Source organism: Stenotrophomonas sp. AS012628 (genome assembly GCF_010608305.1).
Taxonomy (GTDB): domain Bacteria; phylum Pseudomonadota; class Gammaproteobacteria; order Xanthomonadales; family Xanthomonadaceae; genus Stenotrophomonas; species Stenotrophomonas geniculata.
Genome location: NZ_VMBJ01000255.1, coordinates 1 through 230, shown reverse-complemented (window position 1 = coordinate 230; position 230 = coordinate 1). Strand labels below are relative to the sequence as shown.

The following is a 230-nucleotide window of genomic DNA, read 5'->3' as shown; positions in this document are numbered from 1 at the left end:
GTTCATCGCCATCGCGCGGACCATGATGCAACGGTACTGGCGCAGGTCAGGGACCGGCCAGCCGTACTTCGGGCCTGCGACGTACAGCCAGATCAGCCGTTCGAAGTTGGCGTTCCAGGCGTGGACTTCGCCGCCAGCCTTGACGTGGTCGACGATGTCCTGGGGGCAGGGCTCGTCAGGAAACCAGAGCTGCGGTTCATCGTCGCCGAACGCATAGGCGGCGCAAAGAA

The 230-nt window shown here is 63.9% G+C and carries 1 protein-coding gene; it reads right to left on the bottom strand.

Annotation, left to right across the window (positions count from 1 at the left end):
* A partial coding sequence (locus G5A07_RS21825) for a hypothetical protein (protein ID WP_204323894.1) occupies positions 1 to 230 on the bottom strand: 230 nt, incomplete at both ends.